Genomic DNA, 17,733 nt, shown 5'->3' with positions numbered 1-17,733 from the left:
GGCGGAAACGGCAGAATGAGACGATCGGAACCAGGCGAAGCAGGAGCGTGTTGCAGTGAGCGTGTCGGTCGAGCAGAAGATCGCCGAAGAACTGGGCGTGCGCGAAGGACAGGTCAAGGCCGCCGTCGAGCTGCTCGACGGCGGTTCGACCGTGCCGTTCATCGCCCGTTACCGCAAGGAAGTCACCGGCATGCTCGACGACGCGCAGCTGCGCACGCTCGAAGAGCGGCTGCGCTACCTGCGGGAACTCGACGAGCGCCGGCTCGCCGTGCTCGAATCCATCCGCAGCCAGGGCAAGCTCGACGAGGCCCTCGAGGCGTCGATCCTCGCCGCGGACACGAAGTCGCGGCTCGAGGACATCTACCTCCCGTACAAGCCGAAGCGCCGCACGAAGGCCATGATCGCGCGCGAAGCGGGTCTCGAGCCGCTGGCCGACGGCCTGCTGAACGACCCTTCGACGGATCCGCAGGCCGCGGCCGCGGTGTTCGTCGACGCGGACAAGGGCGTCGCGGACGCGCAGGCCGCCCTCGACGGCGCCCGCGCGATCCTCGTCGAGCGCTTCGCCGAGGACGCCGACCTCATCGGTGAGCTGCGGGAGAAGATGTGGGGCCAGGGGCACCTGGTGGCCAAGGTCCGGTCCGGCAAGGAGGAGGAAGGCGCGAAGTTCTCCGACTACTTCGACTTCTCCGAGCCGTACACGAAGCTCCCCTCGCACCGGATCCTCGCGATGCTGCGCGGCGAGAAGGAGGAGGTCCTGGACCTCACCATGTCGCCGGACGAGCCCACCGACGAGCCGCAGGTCGGGCCGACCGACTACGAGCAGCGCATCGCCGCGAAGTTCGGCATCGCCCAGCAGGGCCGCCCCGGCGACAAGTGGCTCGGCGACACGGTCCGCTGGGCGTGGCGCACCAAGATCCTCCTCCACCTGGGCATCGACCTGCGGATGCGGCTGCGCCAGGCGGCCGAGGACGACGCCGTCCGCGTGTTCGCGGCCAACCTGCGCGACCTGCTGCTGGCCGCGCCGGCCGGCACCCGCGCCACCATGGGCCTCGACCCGGGCTTCCGGACCGGGGTCAAGGTGGCGGTCGTGGACGCGACCGGCAAGGTCGTCGACACCCACGTCATCTACCCGCACCAGCCGGCGAACAAGTGGGACCAGTCGATCGCCGAGCTCGCGGCGCTGTGCGCGCGGCACAAGGTCGACCTGATCTCCATCGGCAACGGCACGGCGTCGCGCGAAACGGACAAGCTCGCGATCGAGCTGATCAAGAAGCACCCGGAACTGAAGCTGACCAAGGCGATCGTGTCCGAGGCGGGCGCGTCGGTGTACTCGGCGTCGGCGTTCGCTTCGGCGGAACTGCCGAACATGGACGTCTCGCTGCGCGGCGCGGTCTCGATCGCCCGCCGGCTGCAGGACCCGCTGGCCGAGCTGGTGAAGATCGACCCGAAGTCGATCGGCGTCGGGCAGTACCAGCACGACCTGTCCGAGGTTTCGCTGTCGCGCTCGCTGGACGCGGTGGTCGAGGACTGCGTGAACGCGGTGGGAGTGGACGTCAACACGGCGTCGGCGCCGCTGCTGACCCGGGTTTCGGGCATCACGACGGGCCTGGCGGAGAACATCGTCGCCCACCGCGACACGAACGGCCCGTTCCGTTCCCGGACGGCGCTGAAGGAGGTCGCGCGGCTGGGCCCGAAGGCGTTCGAGCAGTGCGCGGGCTTCCTCCGCATCCCGGACGGCGACGACCCGCTCGACTCGTCGGCGGTCCACCCAGAGGCGTACCCGGTGGTCCGGCGGATCCTGTCGAAGACGGGCACGGACATCCGCGCACTGATCGGCAACACGCGGACGCTGTCTTCCCTTCGCCCGGCGGAGTTCGTGGACGAGACGTTCGGCCTCCCGACAGTGACGGACATCCTGTCGGAGCTGGACAAGCCGGGCCGCGACCCCCGCCCGGCCTTCAAGACGGCGACGTTCGCCGAGGGCGTGGACAAGATCGGCGACCTCAAGCCGGGCATGCGACTGGAGGGCGTGGTGACGAACGTGGCGGCGTTCGGCGCGTTCATCGACGTGGGCGTGCACCAGGACGGGTTGGCCCACGTTTCGGCGCTGTCGAAGAACTTCGTGAAGGACCCGCGTGAGGTCGTGAAGCCCGGGGACATCGTGAAGGTGAAGGTGCTGGACGTGGACGTGCCGCGCAAGCGGATCTCGTTGACGCTGCGCCTGGACGACGAGCCGGGAGCAGCCTCGGCCAACCGCGGCGGCGAGCGCCGGGACCGCGGCCAGGGCGGTGGCGGCGGCGGTCAGGGTGGCGGCGGCCAGCGCCGAGGCGGCAGCGGCGGCGGCGATCGCCGTGGTGGTGGCGGCGGTGGCCGCGGCAGTGGCGGGGGCAGCGGCAGCGGCGGGAACGCCGGCGGCTCGATGGCCGACGCGCTCCGGCGGGCCGGGTTCGGCAAGTAGATCTGGGGTGAAGGCGGGCCACCCGGCGGCCCGGGTTCGGCAGTAGACCTCCAGTGAAGGCGGGCCACCCGGCGGTCGGGTGGCCCGCCTTTGTTGCGCGACAGTGCCGTCGGCCCGGCCCGGCCCGGGTCGGTGCGGGTGCGCTAAGCCGAACGACGGCTCTCGTGCGCCGCTCGCCTGGCCTCGGGGACGTGCGCCAGGCACCGGACGCAGGGCATTCCCGCGATGTGGTCGAGCAATTCCGTCACCTCTCGGGCGAGCGGATCACCGCACAGGGTTCTCAGCACCAGCGGGGCCGGCCGGTCGTCGGGCAGGGACACGAAGTGGACTTGCCGATCCCGTTCGCCCACCCGCCGCCCATCCGCGCGAGGAACACCGAGCCGGATCCGGGCGGCGACGAAGCGGCAGTTCGTTTTGTGGGGTTCGGGAGGCATGACTGTTCCCTTCTTCGTTGTGGGCCACCCCATAGGGGCGCGACGGTTCCCAGGTAGCGACGGAGATGCGATACTGAGCGGCGCGGGACCGGCCGGGTGCTGACCGGGTGTTCCGGCCCCGCGCCGCGGTTCTTCCAGGAGAGGGACCGAATTCAGCCGATCAGGTGCTGAGCCTGATCAGCGAGGGTGGTCAGCAGGATCAGCAGGGGCGTCGTGAAGACGAATATCACGACGCACCCGGCCCTGCTGGCCTCCCTTTTCCGGTGTTTCCCGCCCATTTTTCCTCCTGGGTTTTCCGGGCTGCATCGGCAGCCCATCGGCTCCTCCTTACGGCAGGAGCCCCGGCGCATCGGAGCACGCCGAGGTCATCGGAAACCGTTGCGAACAGGCATTTCGCCCCCCCATCGAGCTCCGCGCGAGGCTGCGCGAGAGGTCGGCGAGCCGCCACCGGACCGAGACGGCCGGCCGGTCACTTCCCGGTTCATCGAACATGGAACACCTCCAGGGACCTTTCCGGTTTTTGCTGAGCACAGCGACGCATTCGAGCGTAGCCGGAGATCAATTCGCCGGGAAAGCATTCCGCGACCAACGGTCGAAGGCCGCGACGACCGGTATTCGGCTCGACCAGTGGAACGTATGTGTCCATTCAGTTCCCGTCGAGTACCGAATCGCGAAACTAATCGGACACTGTTCTTCAACTACCTTTCAACTGTTCCGCAACTGATGCACAACTGGTCGGCCCCCGGTCGGAAGTGGTCGGGAAGTGGTCGGGACCTGATCCGCAACTGGCCGGGCACTGATCGGGTCCTGGTCGGCGCCGGGTCAGAACTGGTCGGGAACTGATCGGGCCCGGTCGGAACTGGTTGAGAACCGATCGAGCCTGGTCGGAACTGGTCGGGAACTAATCGAGCCTGGTGGGGCCTGGTCGGGAACTAATCGAGCCTGGTGGGGCCTGGTCGGGAACTGAACAGAACTCAACGGCAACTGGATGGACACTGCGGCAACTGCCGGCGCCGTCCTTCGGTGTTCGTTCAGTGTCCGATCGGTGTCCGTTCAGTTCCTTCCGGGCCGCCGGGCCATCTGCCCTCCAGGTTGCCGGGTCATCCGTGCAGCGGGCGGGATTCGGGCGGGTCGGCGGTGATGATCGAGCGCAGCTGCTCGGCGATCAGTTGACGGATGGTTTCGGTGGACGCACCGGGGTACTTCTCGCGCAACAGCTGTTCGAGCAGGCTTCGCTGCCGCTGGTTCTCCGACCGCAGCTTCCAGTTCGCGATCTGGTGCGAGTTGAGCGACGCCCTCAGGGCCTCGACCTGCGCGTCGAGGCGACGGGCCGCGCCGGAGATTCCCAGCATGACCTTCCGGAGCGCGACCGGGTCGTCGAGCGGGTGCGCGGCGGCCGAGCCGGCCGGCCGGGCGATGACACCCCGCGGGGACTCGCCTTCCGCCGACCCCTCCGGCCTCGGTGGCACGCGCGGAGCGGGAACCGCAGGCCGGGGAACCGCAGGCCGGGGATCGGCCCACCGTCCGTCCCGCCCGGGCTCCCCGGTGCCCGTGGCCAACCCCTCGACGATCATCTCGACCGTGACGACCGGTTCCCCGATCCAACCCGGCACCGAAAACGGCCCGTCGTAGCCGCGGACCGGAACGTCCCAGCCGACGCTCCGCGCGAAGAGCGCCGCCGCCTGGCCCAGCACCACGCTCCGGCTGGTGCGCGGCACCGCGACGCCCACCATGTCGACGATCCGCTCCCACGGCGGCGGGCTGGTCGCCCCCTGCCCGACGGACTTGGCCAGCAGGTGCAGGAGCGCGTCCTCGCTCTTGCCGGCACACCAGTGCCCCTCCTGGCCTCCGAAGGCTCCGACGAGGCGCCGCCGCGTCCGGGCGAGGCTCCCCCGGTCGTCGGCCAGGGCGACGAGCAGGAACAGCACCAGCTTGCGCTCGTCGAGGGTCAAGGGCGACTTCTTCTTCGGGGTGTCGAAGGCGTCGGTCGAGGGGAGCCGCCCCAGCGCCGTGTGCCCTCTGGTTCGCGGACCTCGCCGCCGCTCGGCGGGGCTCATCACGTTCTCCCGGTTTTCCGGCGCGTCGGCACCCGGCATCGGAGCGGTGAAGGTGCGGCGCTGTCGGTCGAGTCCGCGCCGGTCGTCCCGGCCAGACCGCTCTTCCCCCGCTGCGGTGCCCGGGATCGCTGCCCGCCGGCCGGCGGCGGAACGGTGAATCGCATGGTCGTGTACTCCGAGGACGAGAAATGAGGCTTCGTGCGGAAATCCCAAGCTAGCCGTCCTGTCGCGGCGGCGCGCCGGTCCCCGTTCGACGATCCGGCGGAGGGTTCCGGCGCCCCTTATCACCCGGATGACGTAAGACGTCACACTTCCGCGACAGTTGCCCGCGCAACTCACCCGCGGCGATTCACCGTCAGTACCGCCTTCAGACCCGACCATTCAGCCCAACGGCCTAGCGGGAATTGCGCGCAAGTCCCCGCCGGAATCGTGGCCCAATATTCCAAGTTCCGACCAGAATATGCAGCCGCCGCGGCATGAGTCAGGCCGGCATCGTCGGCGTCGGGACGTCCGTCCGCCAATGGCGCACCAGAACGGGCATACCAGACAAAGCTCCTCCGCAGCGCGGCTATGCGGGCCGAATCGCGCACCAACCAGGAGCACCTGCATGAGCACGTGCACCTCCTCCAGCGCTGATCGAGTGAAAAACTCACCCCAAGTGACGACGTCCCGCGCACCACCCTTGCCAACGGAATATTCAAGATCTAAGCCTGAATAAGCTGGATATTCCGAACTGCGACCGGCGCTTGACACAGGGGACACAGGGGGGGCCATGGAGATGAACAGCTACGACCCGATGACCGCCAAGGACGCGTTCAGCGCGGACACCTGGCAGCGGAGCCCGTTGTGCGGCCCCGACAAGGGCGACTGCGTCGAGATCAACCTCGAGCGGCCGGGACTGGTGGCGATCAGGGACTCGAAACTGGCCGACGGTCCTGTCCTCGTGTTCTCGGAATCCGAATGGGACGCGTTCACCCGAGGACTGCACACCGTGGTGAGCCCGGACAGCTGACGGGCGCCCGGCCGATCAACTGAGCGTGCGAGTCCGGCCCGGACGGCTACTATGATCGGGGCTTCACGCCTCCCGATTGGACGACCTGACGTGGCGCGGCCGCCCTCCTCATCACCGGACTCACCGGACGACAACGAGTTGCGCCGGCAACTCGGGCTCAAGGTGCGCGTGCTGCGCAAACGAGCCGGGCTGAAGCAGGAGCAGCTGGCCGAAAAGGTCAGCTACCACCAGACCATGATCAGCCGCCTGGAAAAGGGCTACGCGCTCAGCGCCGGCGTCCTGCTCAAGATCCTGCCGGGCCTGGACGCCACCGAGGAGGAACGAGCCGAACTCCTGCGGCTGAACGGCGTCAACGAGCGCGGGCGGGAAAAGCGGAACCGCGACCTGGCCGAAAAGGGTGCGCCGTGGTTCCACCGGATCCTGGTGTCCGAACCATCCGCGACCAGGATCCGGAGCTGGACCGGCGAGCGGCTCAAGGGGCTGCTGCAAGCCGAAAGCTACATGATCGCGCAGTTCTTCGAGCACGATGTCGACGACATCGCCGACGCCATCACCGGCCGCTCCGCGCGGACGATCCGGGCCTTCACGGAAAATCCCGGCTGCCGCTACGAGTTCCTCATCAGTGAAAGCGCCGTCGAACGCGTCGTCCAGTGCGTGACCGTCAACGAATACGTGGCGATCGACCAGTTGAAACACCTCCTCGACCTGGTGAAACGGAATCCCAACATCGACATCCGCGTGGTTCCCTTCGCGAGTCGTTTGCACGTCGACCCCGACTTCACGATCATGGAATTCGCCGAGCCGGAACCGACCCTCGGGTACAGCGAAGTCCTGGGCACCCTGATCACGACCGATCCGGGCGGACTCGATCTGAGCCGCCTGTACGACCATTGGGACCGCCTGCACCGATCCGCCTACGATCCCGAGCAGACACGCGCTGTTCTGGAAAAAGCCCTCGATCGGCACCGGAGGTCACCCTGATGCCCGTCGGTGCCCGCGAAGACGCCGAATAGAATGTTCCTGTCGCCAACGCTATCGGGGAGCGAAAGATGACAACCACGGGGAGCGAACGGTTCCCGCCGGCCGGAGTGGATCTGAGCCGGCCGAGCGTCGCCCGGATCTACGATTACTTCCTCGGCGGTGACGCCAACTGGGAAATCGATCGCCAATTCGCGGACAAACTGCTGCACGAGTTCCCGATCCTGCGCCCGATCGCCCGGTCGAACCGGTTGTTCCTGCACCGGCTCGTCCGGTACCTCACCAAGCAGGGGATCCGGCAGTTCGTCGACCTGGGGTCCGGGGTGCCGACCATGGGTCACGCCCACGAAGTGGCCGAACAGGTGGCGCCCGGGCAGGTGCGGGTCGCCTACGTCGACCACGAGCCGGTGGCCGTCGCGCACTCCCGGAGCCTGCTGCGGCAGTACGGTGACGAAGACCGGCACACGGCCATCCACGCCGACCTGCGCGATCCCGCCGGTCTGTGGGAGAAGATCGCGGAGACGGGCGTGATCGACCTGGACGAGCCCGTCGGGCTGCTGATGATCGCCGTCCTCCACATCCAGCAGCTGCCGGCCCCCGGGAGCCCCGCGTCCGAGGATCTCGGGCCGCAACTCGTCCGCACGTACCGCGACCTGATCGCGCCGGGTTCCTACCTCGGCATTTCCCACGTCACCGGCGAGGGCATCCCGCCCGAGTCCCTCGCCATGCTGAACCGGATCAAGACGATGTACGCCGAGTCGGGCAGCCCGGTCATCTGGCGGACGGCGCGGGAGATCCGGGAACTGTTCGGCGACTTCCGGATGGTCGAACCGGGCCTCGTGTGGACGCCCCAGTGGCACCCCGACGAGGCGACGATCACCGACGAAACACCGCACCTGGACGACGCCAAGCAGTCCATCGTCCTGGCCGGCGCGGCCCGGAAGGAGTGACCGGACGCCGCGTCAGCGAAGGAAGAGCAGGCCGGCCGCGAAGAAGACGGCCGGCACCACCGCCGCGGCCGAGCTGATGACGCCCGGTCCGCCGCGCCAGCCGGTCGGTGACGCGGCCAGGACCAGGTGGCGGACCAGTGCCGCCTCCACCACCGCCGCCAGCAGGAACCCGAAGCCGACACTGAAGATCGCGGCCGCGCCGACGACGAACAGGCCCGACGTCGACGCCGCGGCCAGGGGCACCGCGACCTCCCAGCGCACCACCCCCGCGGCCGCCGCCAGCAGGGCCAGCAGCAGCACGAACGCGACCAGGAAGCCGATGCGCGGCGGCATCGGGTGGGGGCCGTGCGCGAACTCCCAGAAGCCCGCGTCGAGGCCCGCCACGACGATCGCCAGCACGACGAAACCGGCACGGAACGTCAGCACCCGGTCACTCTAGCGGCGTGAACCTCACTTCCACACTGCCCAGTCCGCCGAAGTCCGCCACCACGTGACCGCCCGCCCGGATCGGGCACGGCGGGGTCGCCGTTCCCGTCGTCACGATGTCTCCCGGGCGCAGCGCGCGGCCGTGGCGGGGCAGCTCCATCGCCAGCCAGTGCAGCGCCAGGCGCGGGTCGCCCAGGACCAAGCTTCCGCTGCCCCGGGAAAACTCCTCGCCGTCGGCGTGGAGGACCACCGGGCGGCGGGGCAGGTCGAGGTCGCGCCACCCCGGCACCGGGCCGCCCTCGACGAAGCGGCCCGAGCACGCCGCGTCGGCCAGCAGCTGCGGGCCGCCCGCGTGGCGGTGGTCGGTGTAGCGGCTGTCCGGCAGCTCGATCGCCAGGAACATCGTGTCCACCGCGTCGAGCATCGCCGCCAGCGACGGCGACAATCCCGGATCGGCTTTGAGCCGGAAGGCGAACTCGGGTTCCGCGACGCCCATGGTCATGGTGTCCGCCGGGACCGGGGCACCCGCGACGTGGTGGAACCGCTCGAACATGGCGCCCGGCAGCGGGCCGGGGACGTCGAGGTACTGCCGGGCGTACACCGTGGTCGCGGCGATCTTCCAGCCGGACACCGGCCCGGCCAGCTCGGCGAGCGCCGCCTGCGCCGCCATGCCCTCGGCGAGGTCGCACGGGCGGGCGTCGTCCGGGAGGCCATCCAGCCGCTTGCCGGTCAGCCACGCGTCCCAGATCAGCTCCGCCGCCCGCTCTCGCTTCACGCCCGCGATCTTGCCAACCGGAACACCGGGTGTCGATCGGCTTCCGCGGCGAAGGTCTCCGCCGGGTCGCCCGGTTTGGCGTCGAAGAACGGCGCCGTCACCGGGAGCTTGCGGACGTACGCGCGCAGCACCGGGCCGGCGGTCGCGGCGTCGGCCTCCTCGACCTCCCACGTCTCACGGGTGCGGCCGCGCCACAACCGGGCGGTGGCGTCGGCGCGGAGGTTGTACACCCAGCCGACCTGCCCGTACGGCGACACCAGCCAGCGGTCGCCGCCGACTTCGACGACGTTGACCGGAGTGGTGCGGTCGGCGCCGGAGCGCCGCCCGCGCGTCGTCAGCAGCCACCCGGTGCTCCCCGCGATCGGGATGCCGCGTTCCAAGCTCGCCGTCACCAGGACGTTCGCCGCTTTCCGCATGACACCCAGCCGGTACTTTCGCGCCATCACGGCTGCATAGCGTAGACCCCGGAAAGCTCCCGCACCCGCGCCCAGACGTTCTCGAACCGCGCGGCGTCGACCACCGGCTTGCGCAGCGCGGCGAGGGCGATCGCCTGCTGGGCCTCGGTCGAGCTCGCCTTGCCGTTGAGGTCCACCGCCGCGACGCTGAAGTCCTGCACCAGCACCGCGAAGATCTGGTCGGTGACTTCGTCGTCCAGGCCGGTGATGCGGGCCTGCTCCAGGACGAGCTGGCCGTACACGATCAGCGTGAACAGCTCGGTCAGCGCGAGCCCGAAGTCGAGGTCGGCCTGCTGCGCCTCGTCCGGCGCCGCCTCGGTGAGCAGCTTGACCAGGTAACCGGCCTGCTCGGTGAACAGTGCGACGTTCGGGATGTGCGCAGCCTCGGCGTAAGCGGTCTTCCAGTCGTGGAACCGGACCTTCGACAGGCCGCGCGCCGGGCCCTGGCGGAAGAGGAACTCGTCGTCCACGGCGTCGGTGCGGGTCGGGACCGGCGCGTACTCCTGCGGCGCGAACAGGTAGTTCGGCATGAACTTCGCGATCAGCGCCAGGTTCACGGCCACCGTGCCCTCGAGCTTGGGCAGGCCGTCGATGTCGTTCTTGGACATCGCCAGGTAGGTGTCGGCCTCGAAGCCCTTGGCCGCCACGACGTCGGCGACCAGGCCGATCACCTTCTGCGCCTCGGTGGTCACCTTCATCTTGGTGATCGGGTTGAAGAGCAGGTAGCGGCGGTCGTCGGGGTTCGCGCTGCGGAAGTAGTCGACGGCGCGGTCGGAGAACAGCTTCATCGCGGTCAGCCGCGTGTAGGCCTCGACGAACTCGCGCCGGACGTGCGGGAAGTCCGTCACGGGCTTGCCGTAGAGGACGCGGTTGTGCGCGTGCGTGATGGCCTCGTACAGCGAGTGCGTCGCCATGCCGATGCCGCCGAAGCAGAGGTTGAACTTGCCGATGTTGACCGTGTTCAGCGCGGCGCTGAAGGCCTCGGCGCCGACGTGCAGGATGTCCTCGGCGTGCACCGGGTAGTCCTCGAGCCGGAACTCGGCGACGTACATCTGCGAAGGCACGACGTTCTTCACGACGTGGTAGTCCGGGTGCTCGGAGTCGGCGTAGAAGAAGACGTACTGGTCCGGGCCCTCGACGCCGTCGATCCGGCCGAACACCGACACCGTGCGCGCGCAGTTGCCGTTGCCGATGTAGTACTTCGAGCCGGTCGCGCGGTAGCCGTCGCCGTCCTTCGTCAGGACCATGTCCGAGGAGTAGATGTCGGCGCCGTGGTCCTTTTCGGACAGTCCGAAGGCGCCGACGCCACCGGCGTCCAGCGCCTTGGCCGCGCGCCGGCGGGCGACGTCGTTACCGCTCTGCCACACCGGGCCGAGGCCGAGGATGGTGACCTGCCACGGGTACCAGTAGTTCAGCCCGTAGAAGCCGAGGATTTCCGACAGCGCGGCGACGCGGCTGGTGTCCCAGCGCTTGTCGGGGTGGCCGCCGGCGTTCGCGGCCGGCGTCAGGAAGGTCGAGAACAGGCCTTCCTTGCCCGCGAACTCGAGGAAGTCCGCGTAGAACGTGCGGGCGTGGTAGTCCTCGGTCAGCTTCGCCTTGCCGCGCTGTTCGAACCAGTCGATGGTGGCGCGCAGCAGGCGCCGCGTCTCGGCGTCGAAGTGCGCCGGGTCGTACTCGCGCGGGTTCAGCAGCATGGGGGTCCTCCTCGATTACCGACCGGTAACTTAGCAAGGCCGCGCGAGTGCGGGCAATCTCACTGGGGCTACGTCACCCTCGCCAGCTATACTGATCATGCGGGCCGCTCAGTTCTGCCTCGGCCCGCTGCTGTTGTCGACTACCACGCGCCGCGGCCGTTGACCGGTCTGCGCCGGGCAGGACAACCCTTCTCAGATTACGGAGACCAGGGCGCAGTGGCGCCCGCACGCACTTATGAGCACTTTCGCTGAACTCGGCCTGCCCACCCCGCTCGTGGCCGCGCTGGCCACGCAGGGCGTCACCGAGCCCTTCCCCATCCAGGCGGCGACCCTGCCGCACACCCTCGCCGGGCGTGACGTGCTCGGCCGCGGCCGGACCGGCTCCGGCAAGACCTACGGCTTCGTGCTGCCCCTGCTGGCCCGCCTCGCCGCGGGCCCGACGCGGCGCAAGCCGGGCCGTCCGCGCGCGCTGATCCTGGCGCCGACGCGCGAGCTCGCGACGCAGATCGAGGCCTCGATCCTGCCGCTGGCCAAGCCGCTGGGCCTGAAGACGACCACCATCTTCGGCGGCGTCAGCGCGAACCCGCAGATCACGCGGCTGCGTGACGGCGTCGACATCGTCGTCGCCTGCCCCGGCCGGCTCGCCGACCACCTGCGCTCCGGCCACGTGAAGCTCGACGCGATCGAGATCACCGTCCTCGACGAAGCCGACCACATGGCCGACCTGGGCTTCCTGCCCGAGGTGCGCCGGATCATGGACCAGACGCCCTCGCGCGGGCAGCGGATGCTGTTCTCCGCGACCCTGGACAACGGCGTCGACGTGCTGGTCAAGCGCTTCATGACCGACCCGATCACGCACAGCGTCGACTCGGCGCAGTCGCCGGTGTCGACGATGGAGCACCACGTCCTGCACCTCGAGGAGACCCACCGGCTGCCGGTGCTGGTCGACCTGACCGCGGCGCCGGGCCGCACGCTGGTGTTCACCCGGACGAAGAGCCGCGCGAAGGCACTGACCCGCAAGTTGGTGGCGTCCGGCGTCCCGGCCGTGGAACTGCACGGCAACCTGGGGCAGAACGCCCGCACGCGCAACCTCGAAGCCTTCTCGTCGGGCACGGCGAAGACACTGGTCGCGACCGACATCGCAGCGCGGGGCATCCACGTCGACGACGTCCGGCTCGTCATCCACGCGGACCCGCCGGTGGAGCACAAGGCGTACCTGCACCGGTCCGGCCGCACGGCGCGCGCCGGGGCGTCGGGCACGGTGGTGACGCTGATGACCGACGCGCAGGTCCGCGACGTGCGTGACCTGACCCGCAAGGCGGGCATCAAGCCGACGACGACCCAGCTCGGCCCGGGTCACCCGCTGCTGGCGGAGCTGGCCCCGGGCGAGCGCACGTTCTCGCAGGCCCCGGCGGTGGACAACCGGCCGAAGAAGGTGTCCGCCACGGGCGCGGCGCCGGGAAGCGGCCGCGGGCGCCGGGGCGCCCCGGCCACGCCGAAGGAGAACCGCGGCGGACAGCGGTCACGGGCGAACGGCCAGCCGCGGCGGGACGACCAGCAGCCGCGCTCGGCTGCCTCGAGCCGGGGCGGCTCGGGAGGCAACCGCAGGGCCGGTGGCGCGACCAAGGCCGCGGGCACCGGCCGATCGGCCGCCCCGGCGACCGGTGGTCGCCGCAGTGGTGGCGCGGCGGCGTTTTCGTCCGGCACCCGGGCCGGCGGCCGCCGCCCTCGCTGAGCAACGTCAGGACGCCGCGCTGACCGGGTGACCGGCTAAGCGCGGCCGACGGAGACCGGATGGGTCAGGATCTGTCCCGTCCGGTTCTCCGCGTCGCCCACTCCGTCGAGGCCGCGCCACTCCTGGACGACCGCGTACAACGTGTCCTCGCTCAGCGCGCACGCGAAGCACCCTCGATCGAACGTCAGCTTCTCGATCATTTCGCCGCCCTCCCGGATCCGGGTGCATGACCGGTGGGGCACGTCCGAGACCCACACCGCGCCCGAGGCGTCCAGGGCGATGCCGTCCGGGACCCCCTCGCCGAGGTCCGCCCACACCCTGCGGTCCGTCAGGCCGCCGTCCGGGTGCACCGAGAACGCCGTCAGCCGGTTCGCGTACGACTCGGCCACGATCAGGGTTGCGCCGTCCGGGGTCAGTGCCATGCCGTTGCCGAAGGCGATGTCCTCCGCCACCGGGCGGACCGCGCCTTCCGGGGAGACGAACAGGATCGCCCCCGGCCGGTAGGGCTCACCGGCCATCAGGTCGAAGCCGCCCCCGTTGACGTAGCAGCCTCCGGCTCCCGTCGCCACAATCTCGTTGAACCCGGTGCCGCCCAAGGCGGCGTGCGTGGTCAGGCCGGACTCCGAGAGGCGCAGCAGGAGTCCGTCCGACGAAGACACGATCACCGGCTGCCCGCCGAGGAAGTCGAAACACATCGGCATCGTCGGGAAATCCGCGCGGAACACCACCTCGCGCTCCCCCACCGGGGAGACCGCCACGATTTCGTGGGCCAGCCAGTCGGCGAACCAGAGCCGCCCCTCGTGCCAGCGCGGGGACTCGCCGAACGCGACTCCCTCGAGCAACACCGCCGTCATCGCCACACCCCCAGCAGAACCGCCACCACGGCGATCTTCACCAGCCAGTCGCCCGCGTGCAACGCCGCCAGGCCGACCGGGACGCGCTCGTGGAGCACCGATCCCGCCAAGATCACCACCGGGAACCCCGCCCAGACCACCAGCGCCAAGCCGAGTGCGCCGGGCACGCCCTCGACGCCGGCCGCACCGGCCAGCAGCGCGAACGCCGCCACCAGCACCAGGGTCCGGGCGAACTCCGCGCCCATCCGCCACGGTGACGGCCGCGCCGTAGCGCCCGCCGGGCTGAGGCGGGCCCACACCCGTCCGAAGCCGGTGTACCAGGCCGAACTCACCACGAACGCCGCCACCGACGCCACCACCACGGCGATCACCATTGTCCGCTCCTCCGCTCGTCACAACCGCTTGCGAAGGAGACGTCGGCGCCGAAGGCCCGGCTTCGACATCCGAGCGGAAAACTTTCTAGAGCGACGAGGTGAGCCCGCGGGCCCGCAGCACCGCGCGCTCCAGCGGGCGGAACACCAGCAGCTCGATCCCCACGCCGACCAGCAGGATCAGGAAGATCGCCGCGATCACCGTCTCCATGCTGTTGAACGACGATCCCTGGTTCAGGTACGCGCCGAGGCCGATGCCGAGCTGGGGGGACAGCGCGATCAGCTCCGCCGCCATCAGCGAGCGCCACGAGAACGCCCAGCCCTGCTTGAGCCCGGCGAGAAAGCCCGGGAGCGCGGCGGGCAGCAGGATGTACCGGGCCGACGACAGCCGGTTCGCGCCCATCACCTGGCCCACCCGCGGGAGGATCGGCGGGATCTGGTCGATGCCGGACACCAGGCCGTTCGCGATCGACGGCACCGAGCCGAGCAGCACCACGAAGTAGATCGCCGCGTCGTTGATCCCGAACCACAGGATCGCCGCCGGCACCCACGCCACTGACGGGAGGCTCTGCAGCCCGGTCAGCAGCGGGCCGATCGCCGCGCGCACCACGCGGACCTTCGCCACCACCAGGCCGAGCGGCGTTCCGATGAGGACGCCGGCGAGGAAGCCGAGCGCCGCGCGGTGCACCGACGTCCAGACGAAGCCGAACACCTTGCCGTCGACGACGATGCTCCGGAACTCGCCCCACACCGCGGCCGGTGACGGCAGCTGCGACTCCGGCCAGAAGGCGGCCGCCCACAGGAGCTGCCAGACGACGACCAGCACGACGAGCGCGCCCAGCGGCGGCAGGAACCCCCAGGCGAACCGCTTCCAGAAGCTCGGCCGGCGGTCGCCGACGGGGGCGTCGAGCGAATCCAGTCCGGCGCCGACCGCGTCCAGGTCGGCTTCGGCGGACCGGTCAAGCTGCGGCATGGGTGCTGATCACCTCGCGCAGGTGCCCGGTGATTTCCTCGGTCAGCTCCTCGGCGTCGGCCAGCGGCACGTCCGCCCACTCGCGCACGACCCGCCCGGGCCGCGACGACAGCAGCACCACGCGCCGGCCGAGCCGGACGGCCTCGCGCACGTCGTGCGTCACGAACAGCACGGACGTGCCAGTGCTGCGGTAGACGCGCAGCAGCTCGCCCTGCAGGACGTCGCGGGTGATGGCGTCGAGCGCGGCGAACGGCTCGTCCATCAGCAGCAGCGCCTGCTCCGGGTCGCCGCCGACGCGCAGGGTCGCGGCCAGCGCGCGGGCCAGCGCGACGCGCTGCCGCATCCCGCCGGACAGCTCGTGCGGCCGCTTGCCGCCCGCGCCGTTCAGCCGCACCAGGTCCAGCAGCTCGGCGGCCTTTTCGCGGCGCTCGGCGCGGCCGAACCCGGCCAGCCGCAGCGGCAGCTCGACGTTGCGGGCCGCGGTCAGCCACGGCATCAGCGCGGCTTCCTGGAACATCACCGCCGGCCGGGAGGTGTTCAGCGTGATCTCCCCCGCCGACGGCGCGTCCAGCCCGGCGACCAGGTTCAGCAGCGTGCTCTTGCCGCAGCCGGACGCGCCGAGCAGGCAGACGAACTCGCCGGGCGCGACCGTCAGGTCCACGCCGTCGAGCGCGACGACCGCGCGGCCGGCGGTGCCGAACGTCTTGCGCACGCCGTCGAGACGCACCGCGGTCGCGCCGGTGACATTGCTCCGGCCCGCCGGGAGGGTCGTGGTCATCGCTGGGCTGCCTCTCGAGTTACTTGGTCAGTTCGGGAGCGTCGACGGCGGGCAGGTTCTTGGCCTTCAGCACTTCGTTCAGCGGGCCGAAGTCGGCGAAGCCCTTCAGCGCTACCGCGGACTTCACCACGCCGGCCGTCACCGAGTCCTGCGCGAGCTGCGGGAATTCGGCGGCGACGGGGTCGGTGGTCAGCTCGATGCCGGAGAAGGCGCGGTCCAGGACCGCTGCGCTCAGGGTACTGCCGGCCAGCTCCTTGAGCGCGCCGTTGACCACGGTCTTCGCGTCCGCCGGGTTGCCCTTGGCCCAGTCGATGGCGGCGAGCTCACCCTTGAGCAGTGCGCGGATGGTGTCCGGGTGCTGCTGCAGGAACTCGCTGCGCACGATGACGACGGTGGTCGGGAAGCGGCCACCCGGCCACAGGGTTTTCTCGTCGACCAGCACCTTCGCGCCGGCGTCGAGGACCAGCCGGGACGCCCACGGCTCGGGCAGCCAGCCGCCGTCGACCTCGCCCTTCTTGAAGGCGTCGAGTGTCTTCGGGTTGTCGAGGTTGGTGATCTTGACCTGGTCGGTCAGCTGCTTGCCGGCGAGGAACTTCTTGAGCGCGACGTCCTGGGTGTTGGCCAGCTGCGGCGTGGCGATGTTCTTGCCCTTGAGCTGGTCCACGCTGGTGATGTCGGGCTTGACGACCAGCTGCGCGCCGCCCGAGACGGCGCCGGAGATCAGCTGGATGGCGCCCTTGGACTTGGTGAAGGCGTTGATCGCCGGGCCGGAGCCGATGAAGGCGACGTCGAGGGAGTTGCCGAGCAGGGCGTTGACCTCGTCGGGTCCGGCGTTGAAGGTCTGAGTGGTGAGCTTGGTCGAGCCGAGCTCGTTCTTGAAGAAGTCCTTCTTGACGCCGATGAGCGCGGGCGCGTGCGTGACGTTCGGGAAGAACCCGACCCGGACCTCGCCGGCGGCACCTTGGTTCGCGGCGGGAGCGGCGCTGCTGTCGGCGCGCGAACAGCCGGCGAGCACGCCCATGACGGTCAGGGCGGCCAGCGCCGAGGCCAGGAATCTTCGAGGGGTGCGCACGTCAGCATCGCCTTTCGTCGGTGTCGGGGGCGAGGTTCGCACGGTCACCCACTCAGGCGCATAGCCATCCGCATCCCGGGAATCCTGGTGAGATTTCTTGACATCGGCGGCCGCGGCGCTTAGAGCCCGGGAGAAAGTCGCCAAACCGGGCAACCGCTCGCGTCACCCGGACGTGGTACAGGGTGGACCACGGATTCGGGAGGAAGACATGACGAGCAGGGGCCAGGGAGCCGCCGGCGTCCGCGTGGCGCTGGTCGTGCTGTTCATCGGGCTGGGCCAGGCGTCGTTCGAATGGCTCAGGTCACTGGGCATGGACGCGCTGACGAGCTCGGTGGTGTGGGCGATCCCGGTCGTCACCGCCGCGGCGGTGACACTGGTGTTGTGGGTGGCGTCGGACCGGGCCTTCACGCTGCGGAACTGGCTGCCGGTGGCGATCTCCATTCCGGTGTACCTCGGCGGGGCGTTCGGGTTGGCGACCGCGACGGCGAGCTTGGTGGCGTCGATCGTCAGCGGTGTGGGGCTGGGGGTGGCGGTGGTCGTCGTTGCCGGGCTGATCCGGTCGCGGCGGCGGGTTTCGGCTGGTCAGTAAGGGTTTGATGGGGGGTTGTCCACAGGTCGGTGGGGCTGTGGACAACTGTGGGGGTGGGAGAGGTTTTCGGGGTTTTTGGCGGGGGTGGCCGATAGACTGGTCCTGGGACGCCCCCCTGGGAG

General features: G+C 70.1%; 16 protein-coding genes. 6 read left to right on the top strand and 10 right to left on the bottom strand.

What is annotated here, in order from left to right; all coding sequences use genetic code 11:
• Positions 1-55: 55 nt before the first annotated feature.
• Positions 56-2,458 carry a Tex family protein gene (locus C2L58_RS01820; RefSeq protein WP_103335257.1) on the top strand — a complete coding sequence of 801 codons (2,403 nt, stop codon included), beginning with the start codon at positions 56-58 and terminating at the stop codon, positions 2,456-2,458.
• A gap of 1,534 nt (positions 2,459-3,992) precedes the next feature.
• On the opposite strand, the gene C2L58_RS01815 is transcribed toward C2L58_RS01820, so the two are convergent.
• Positions 3,993-4,988 (bottom strand): hypothetical protein, encoded by a 996-nt coding sequence (locus tag C2L58_RS01815; protein WP_103335256.1) that lies wholly within the window; start codon positions 4,986-4,988, stop codon positions 3,993-3,995.
• Positions 4,989-5,721: 733 nt separating this feature from the next.
• Between C2L58_RS01815 and C2L58_RS01810 the strand changes: the two genes are divergently transcribed.
• The 3 genes from C2L58_RS01810 (at position 5,722) to C2L58_RS01800 (ending at position 7,889) form a co-directional block, all read left to right on the top strand.
• Positions 5,722-5,961 (top strand): DUF397 domain-containing protein, encoded by a 240-nt coding sequence (locus C2L58_RS01810; protein ID WP_233225511.1) that lies wholly within the window; start codon positions 5,722-5,724, stop codon positions 5,959-5,961.
• A gap of 51 nt (positions 5,962-6,012) precedes the next feature.
• Positions 6,013-6,942 (top strand): helix-turn-helix domain-containing protein, encoded by a 930-nt coding sequence (locus tag C2L58_RS01805; RefSeq protein WP_103335254.1) that lies wholly within the window; start codon positions 6,013-6,015, stop codon positions 6,940-6,942.
• A gap of 68 nt (positions 6,943-7,010) precedes the next feature.
• Complete coding sequence (locus tag C2L58_RS01800; RefSeq protein ID WP_103335252.1) at positions 7,011-7,889, top strand: SAM-dependent methyltransferase; 879 nt, start codon at positions 7,011-7,013, stop codon at positions 7,887-7,889.
• A gap of 12 nt (positions 7,890-7,901) precedes the next feature.
• On the opposite strand, the gene C2L58_RS01795 is transcribed toward C2L58_RS01800, so the two are convergent.
• From C2L58_RS01795 to C2L58_RS01780, 4 genes are read right to left on the bottom strand one after another with little or no spacing between them, the layout of a single operon-like run.
• Positions 7,902-8,315 carry a hypothetical protein gene (locus C2L58_RS01795; RefSeq protein WP_103335250.1) on the bottom strand — a complete coding sequence of 138 codons (414 nt, stop codon included), beginning with the start codon at positions 8,313-8,315 and terminating at the stop codon, positions 7,902-7,904.
• A gap of 4 nt (positions 8,316-8,319) precedes the next feature.
• The gene (locus tag C2L58_RS01790) at positions 8,320-9,090 is read right to left on the bottom strand and encodes a 2-keto-4-pentenoate hydratase (RefSeq protein WP_103335247.1); all 771 of its coding nucleotides are present in this window, start codon (positions 9,088-9,090) and stop codon (positions 8,320-8,322) included.
• Complete coding sequence (locus C2L58_RS01785; RefSeq protein WP_199191054.1) at positions 9,087-9,533, bottom strand: nitroreductase family deazaflavin-dependent oxidoreductase; 447 nt, start codon at positions 9,531-9,533, stop codon at positions 9,087-9,089. The genes C2L58_RS01790 and C2L58_RS01785 overlap by 4 nt, the downstream gene beginning before the upstream one ends.
• Positions 9,533-11,239 (bottom strand): acyl-CoA dehydrogenase, encoded by a 1,707-nt coding sequence (locus C2L58_RS01780; RefSeq protein ID WP_103335244.1) that lies wholly within the window; start codon positions 11,237-11,239, stop codon positions 9,533-9,535. The genes C2L58_RS01785 and C2L58_RS01780 overlap by 1 nt, the downstream gene beginning before the upstream one ends.
• A 235-nt stretch (positions 11,240-11,474) precedes the next feature.
• On the opposite strand from C2L58_RS01780, the gene C2L58_RS01775 reads away from it, so the two are divergent.
• On the top strand, positions 11,475-12,974 hold the full coding sequence (locus C2L58_RS01775; protein WP_103335243.1) for a DEAD/DEAH box helicase: 1,500 nt from the start codon (positions 11,475-11,477) through the stop codon (positions 12,972-12,974).
• Positions 12,975-13,009: 35 nt separating this feature from the next.
• Here C2L58_RS01775 and C2L58_RS01770 read toward each other — a convergent pair whose 3' ends face one another.
• From C2L58_RS01770 to C2L58_RS01750, 5 genes are all read right to left on the bottom strand, one after another.
• Positions 13,010-13,828: an SMP-30/gluconolactonase/LRE family protein gene (locus C2L58_RS01770; protein WP_233225509.1), complete on the bottom strand. Its 819-nt coding sequence runs from the start codon at positions 13,826-13,828 to the stop codon at positions 13,010-13,012.
• Positions 13,825-14,202: a DUF1761 domain-containing protein gene (locus C2L58_RS01765; RefSeq protein ID WP_103335240.1), complete on the bottom strand. Its 378-nt coding sequence runs from the start codon at positions 14,200-14,202 to the stop codon at positions 13,825-13,827. Before C2L58_RS01765 ends, C2L58_RS01770 begins: the two co-directional genes overlap by 4 nt.
• An 85-nt stretch (positions 14,203-14,287) precedes the next feature.
• Complete coding sequence (locus C2L58_RS01760) at positions 14,288-15,172, bottom strand: ABC transporter permease (protein WP_103335238.1); 885 nt, start codon at positions 15,170-15,172, stop codon at positions 14,288-14,290.
• Positions 15,159-15,950 carry an ABC transporter ATP-binding protein gene (locus tag C2L58_RS01755; RefSeq protein ID WP_103335237.1) on the bottom strand — a complete coding sequence of 264 codons (792 nt, stop codon included), beginning with the start codon at positions 15,948-15,950 and terminating at the stop codon, positions 15,159-15,161. Before C2L58_RS01755 ends, C2L58_RS01760 begins: the two co-directional genes overlap by 14 nt.
• A 19-nt stretch (positions 15,951-15,969) precedes the next feature.
• Complete coding sequence (locus C2L58_RS01750) at positions 15,970-17,022, bottom strand: ABC transporter substrate-binding protein (RefSeq protein ID WP_103335235.1); 1,053 nt, start codon at positions 17,020-17,022, stop codon at positions 15,970-15,972.
• 208 nt (positions 17,023-17,230) lie between these two features.
• Between C2L58_RS01750 and C2L58_RS01745 the strand changes: the two genes are divergently transcribed.
• Positions 17,231-17,611 carry a hypothetical protein gene (locus C2L58_RS01745; protein WP_103335233.1) on the top strand — a complete coding sequence of 127 codons (381 nt, stop codon included), beginning with the start codon at positions 17,231-17,233 and terminating at the stop codon, positions 17,609-17,611.
• Positions 17,612-17,733: the final 122 nt, after the last annotated feature.

The sequence above is a fragment of the Amycolatopsis sp. CA-126428 genome, from assembly GCF_002904335.1.
In the GTDB taxonomy this organism is placed as follows: Bacteria; Actinomycetota; Actinomycetes; order Mycobacteriales; family Pseudonocardiaceae; genus Amycolatopsis.
Note: the sequence above shows the minus strand (reverse complement) of the source record. Positions and strands in the feature narration are given on the sequence as shown.

Excerpts from the sequence above, each read along its gene's own strand:
- C2L58_RS01755 (WP_103335237.1), bottom strand. The coding sequence starts at position 15,950 with ATGACCACGACCCTCCCGGCGGGCCGGAGCAATGTCACCGGCGCGACC.
- C2L58_RS01770 (WP_233225509.1), bottom strand. The coding sequence starts at position 13,828 with ATGACGGCGGTGTTGCTCGAGGGAGTCGCGTTCGGCGAGTCCCCGCGC.
- C2L58_RS01745 (WP_103335233.1), top strand. The coding sequence starts at position 17,231 with ATGACGAGCAGGGGCCAGGGAGCCGCCGGCGTCCGCGTGGCGCTGGTC.
- C2L58_RS01765 (WP_103335240.1), bottom strand. The coding sequence starts at position 14,202 with ATGGTGATCGCCGTGGTGGTGGCGTCGGTGGCGGCGTTCGTGGTGAGT.
- C2L58_RS01785 (WP_199191054.1), bottom strand. The coding sequence starts at position 9,533 with ATGGCGCGAAAGTACCGGCTGGGTGTCATGCGGAAAGCGGCGAACGTC.
- C2L58_RS01805 (WP_103335254.1), top strand. The coding sequence starts at position 6,013 with ATGATCGGGGCTTCACGCCTCCCGATTGGACGACCTGACGTGGCGCGG.
- C2L58_RS01800 (WP_103335252.1), top strand. The coding sequence starts at position 7,011 with ATGACAACCACGGGGAGCGAACGGTTCCCGCCGGCCGGAGTGGATCTG.
- C2L58_RS01780 (WP_103335244.1), bottom strand. The coding sequence starts at position 11,239 with ATGCTGCTGAACCCGCGCGAGTACGACCCGGCGCACTTCGACGCCGAG.
- C2L58_RS01815 (WP_103335256.1), bottom strand. The coding sequence starts at position 4,988 with ATGCCGGGTGCCGACGCGCCGGAAAACCGGGAGAACGTGATGAGCCCC.
- C2L58_RS01810 (WP_233225511.1), top strand. The coding sequence starts at position 5,722 with ATGGAGATGAACAGCTACGACCCGATGACCGCCAAGGACGCGTTCAGC.
- C2L58_RS01775 (WP_103335243.1), top strand. The coding sequence starts at position 11,475 with ATGAGCACTTTCGCTGAACTCGGCCTGCCCACCCCGCTCGTGGCCGCG.
- C2L58_RS01760 (WP_103335238.1), bottom strand. The coding sequence starts at position 15,172 with ATGCCGCAGCTTGACCGGTCCGCCGAAGCCGACCTGGACGCGGTCGGC.